Source organism: Spiribacter salilacus, from assembly GCF_009649225.1.
Lineage (GTDB): Bacteria > Pseudomonadota > Gammaproteobacteria > Nitrococcales > Nitrococcaceae > Spiribacter > Spiribacter salilacus.
In genome coordinates this window covers 1-3,869 of record NZ_WJPP01000010.1, presented here as the reverse complement: position 1 = coordinate 3,869, position 3,869 = coordinate 1, and the positions used below count along the sequence as shown (strand labels likewise).

General features: G+C 56.9%; 1 protein-coding gene. It reads right to left on the bottom strand.

The annotated features are described in order from the left end of the window. On the bottom strand, nucleotides 1–3,869 hold a 3,869-nt coding region (locus GH984_RS10730), incomplete at both ends, for a beta strand repeat-containing protein (RefSeq protein WP_153720220.1).

Sequence of the window (3,869 nt, the reverse complement as noted above, 5' to 3'; positions counted from 1 at the left end):
TTGTAGCCGAGTGTATTGAACGAGACCGCCACACCGGCTGCCTCATCACCCGAGGTTGTGACGCTATTGAGCAGCGCATTGAGGCGTGCGTCATTCGTCGCTTTAACCGTCAGCGCACCGCCGGTGGTGACCGACCCGCCAATGATTTCGGCGGTGGCGGCACCCACCACGATGTTGGTAACCACAACGCCATTGACGGCAAGACTCACGCCTTCTCCCATTGCGCTGCCGCCGGAAGACTCGACAATGCCTTCAGAAATCGCACTCAGCTGTGTGCGGCTCTTAGCCTCCACATTCACCGCGCCAAACAGATCCAGGGTGCTCTCGTTAAACACCTTGGCCACCGCGCCGCCGCTGAGATCATTGCGAACGATCAGCGCACCCATGGCCACCGAGTCAGAGTCAGACAAATTCAGTCCGCTGGGGATCAAGTCTGCCGGTGAGCTCTCGCTAACGCGTGCCCATAAGCTGGTGTCGTTATAATTGGTATTGCTGAGATCAACATTGCCATCCGAACCCAGATAACGGTAAGTGGCACCCGGCACGCCGGTGCCGCCATCACTGGCCACCCGCACCCGATCGCCATCCTCAAGCGCCTGAGTACCAGACTTGCTCGTAAAGCTGTAGCTATCAGTGAGCTGATCTACCAGCGTGCCCACCAAACTAGCGCCGGCGTCATTGGTTGTGCTCGAAATGGCCTTCATGGAGCTGGCGGCCGTGATAAAGGCATCATCATCAGCCAGCAGCGTCAGGTCGCCCGCGCCTGTGCTGGTAATCGTGCTGTTATCAATCTCGGCCAGAGCACCACCGGCCACGCGGTTCGTGACCACCAGCGCGCTGGCTGCCGAGCCCGATGCGCCTGTTAGCGCACCGGCCGAGGATGTTGCGTCGTTAGAAAGATCCGCATCAATCGAGGCACGATTGAGCGCTTGGATACTAATGTCATCTGTAGCCGAAATTGTGCTGTCGAGCACGCGTGCAATGGCCTGAGCCGGATCAGCGGCCGGTGAGGTGGTACCGAACAGCGCATCTAAGCTGGCAAACAGCAGGTTGGTTGGCTCGTAGCCCACGCTGTTAAACGCCAGGGTGACACCGGCGGCACCGTCACCCGAGAGCACAATGCTCTTGTTAATGGCCTCAATACTCGCTTCGTTATCCGCGAGGACTGAGACCATACCGTCAGCCGTTATTTGGCTATCACCCCGAATTTCTGCTTTGGCATTACCGAGCACCAGGTTGGTGGCAATGGCGCCACTGCTGGCCATGCTCACGCCACCGCCGGTGTTGGATCCGCCTGAGCTCTCCACCTCGGCATCTAAGGTGGCGCGAATAGTGGTGCGATAGCGTGCCTCAACATCAACCGTGTTCAGCGCAAAGGTGGAATCATCAACAAAGGCCACAGCCGAGCCAATGGTCTGGTTTTTGACCACCATCCCGCCACTGGCCATGGAGTTGGAGTCGGTAAAATTGCCGACGTTGGGCAACGAGACATCCGCGGGCTGCCAATAATCCAGATCCGAGTAATCGGCACTGGCAAGATCCAGCGTTTCACCCGCACCGAGGTAGCGATAAAGCCCGCCGTCATCGACCACCAAATCGCCAAATTGCAACTCCTGCGTGCCGTCATCGCTCACAAAGTCGCCGCGGGAGCCGGTAATGGCATCATTAATCAGCGAGACACCCCCATCACTGCTGGTGACAGAGCTGCTCACAAATTTTGTGTTGCTGTAGATACCCGATTGGTTATCGGCAATAACCGAAAGGCTGCCGCCAGCAGAGACGCCATCAGCCCGGCGCTGAGTGACACGCTCAGTGCTTGCGCGGGTCTGCGAGTTCACCAAATTTGCGGAGATTACTAGGCCACTGGCCGCGCCCGAGGCTCCAAATAGGGCAGACACCTCAGAGATGGCGGCGTTGGTGATAGTGGCGTTGAGCAGCGCGGTCTGCTTGGCTTCGACCTTCACGCTGCCTTGGGTGATGATCGTTAAGTCTTCAAGATAGGCAGTGACGTCCAGCGCATTAGAAGTCAGCGACCCCGAAGTATCCGGGTCAACAAAAACCAGCTCGGCCAGTGCGGCTGCGGCCACATCGGGCGCCGTATAACCAATCAAGTTCAGAGCAAGCGTACTGCTGACCGCCGCACCTGACCCGCCCAGCGCCTTGGCGCCCGTTTCGGTGCGCGCGTTAATGACCGCATCATTCAGCGCAATCACGCTGACGCCGCCAGAGTTATCCGTCGTTTCGACTTGCCCGCCAGAGATAAAGGCGGTGACCCCGCCATTAACCACATTCCAGGCATAGTTGCCGGACATGCTGATGCCGCCCACCGGCACGGTGAATGTGGAGGTATCATTCGTGAGCGATTGCGCGCTAATGCGCACATCCACAATTTGATCGGCTAAGGCCAGCAGACTGACATTACCGGCGGCCGTGGTCGAGTTGGTGATGCTCGCCACTACATCGCGGTCAACCTGATTGTTGCCAAAAAACATCTCGCCATCGATTAGAACTAGGCCATCAACTTCAGAGGCGTCTACCTCTACCTCGCCCGCCTTAGCGCGCACATCAATGCGATCTACCGCACGCAGCGAGAGATCGCCTGCCACCGTCAAATCGGCATTACTGATTGTGGTGCTAACGCGACCGGTAACGATGTTGCTGGCGATACGGCCATCAGAAAACACACGGCTGTTGTCGCTTGCATAAAGTCGCAGCCCATGCTCACCGGCATCGATTGTTGTGCCGGTGAGTGTAATCACCGAATCGTTTTGGATGTCGGTTCTAACCACCGCACCCGTGGCACTGACCGACGACTTCAATGAGCTATTGAAGTAGACCGCTTCATGACCGGTAACCGTGGCCGCGCCCAGGGCGATTTCGGCCGTATCCTGCAGATTAACTTCAACGGTATCGCCACTCAGCAAGCTGGCATTGTCACCACTCACCGTGACTGTGCCTTTAACCTCGGCATCCATACGAATGACGTCGGCCTCCAGCACGCTACCATCGGCAATATTGATGGCTGCGGTGGCCGTGGCATCCACGCCCTCATCCGATGAGATAAACCGGCGCTCAGTTTGCGCCAGCAGACTCAGCTGCCCGCCGGCTGTTAGGCTGCCTTCAACCGTAATCTCGGCACGCAGATCATCCTCGCCACCACTGGTGTCTCTATCCCGGGCATTAAAGATGATATCACCGTTGGTTGTAATGCTGCCGCTGCTACCCACAAAAATCTGCTCAGCATTGAGCAGCAAGTGGGCATCGCCTAGGTCCAGCGCTTCGCTGATGTTAATCCGATCAAACCCGTCGGCTAGGTTAAGAATATAGGCATCTTTGCCGTCTAGCGTGAGCGAATCCTGCGTTAATTCTAAAACCGAATCTGACGTGTTGAGCTCAATGGTTTTAGCCGCCAGCGCCTGCAGCTGCATGGCTTTTTCACCGCTCACGTCTGCCTCGGCAATGCGCAGGTAAATATCATCAAGTTCTTGGTCGTGCAGCCCTGTGATGCGGCTAAAGTCTCCTTCCCGCTCGGCGTAGGTCAGCAGATCAAAGGTATCGCCATCGCTGGGTTCAAAATTATCAATTAAAGAAACATCCAGCGTGCCATCTAGCTGGGCAAGCTGAGCGATGTTGAGTTGATCGTACTCGGTGCCCGCCGTTTCTCCGCCCACTTCCATCTCAAGCGTGGCATCGGCATCTTGACCGAAGCTGGTGACATTGATTTCACCAGGCGAATAACCCGGGGCAAGGGTGCCTTCATTATCGAGATGAACATCAAGATCGGCACTGCCGCCGAGGGTTTCATCCTCAGCTACGCGAAGGGTTGGCGTTGTCGTTTCTGCGTCAAGATCGGCAATATCGAGCTCTAG